This window comes from Parathalassolituus penaei (assembly GCF_026626885.1).
In the GTDB taxonomy this organism is placed as follows: Bacteria; Pseudomonadota; Gammaproteobacteria; order Pseudomonadales; family Oceanobacteraceae; genus Oceanobacter; species Oceanobacter penaei.
This window is the reverse complement of sequence record NZ_JAPNOA010000034.1, coordinates 1-348: the sequence shown is the minus strand read 5'-3', so window position 1 is coordinate 348 and position 348 is coordinate 1. Positions and strand designations below refer to the sequence as shown.

Here is a 348-nt window from a genome sequence, read left to right as displayed (position 1 = left end):
AGGATTACATTGATGGCTTCTACAACCGATCACGCCTGCACTCTGGTCTGGGTTATCTTAGTCCGCTAGAGTATGAGGCGAAGAATGGATAATACAAATGTGTCCGCAAAAGCGGGGCAAGATCATTTACTCGCTGGCGCTCCTAAATTTCCGCAGAGCAGGGCGTTGAAGCTGTAGAAAAACCTCTCTCAACCGCCTTTCTGCGGTAAAATTCCTGGCAGCAGCGGTATTTTTCAACATAGTTGTCCGATAAACCATTAATCAGGCCGCCATCGTCGCGGCTTGTATTTCTTCCTTCCTCACCGGATTCAGCGTCACCGTTTCCTGCCAGCTCAGATTACGGATTCT

The 348-nt window shown here is 48.9% G+C and carries 1 protein-coding gene; it reads left to right on the top strand.

Annotated elements, in window-relative coordinates; genetic code table 11:
• Positions 1-8 precede the first annotated feature (8 nt).
• A complete protein-coding gene (locus tag OUO13_RS20070) occupies positions 9-92 on the top strand; it encodes a hypothetical protein (RefSeq protein ID WP_428982302.1) in 84 nt (27 codons plus the stop codon).
• Positions 93-348: the final 256 nt, after the last annotated feature.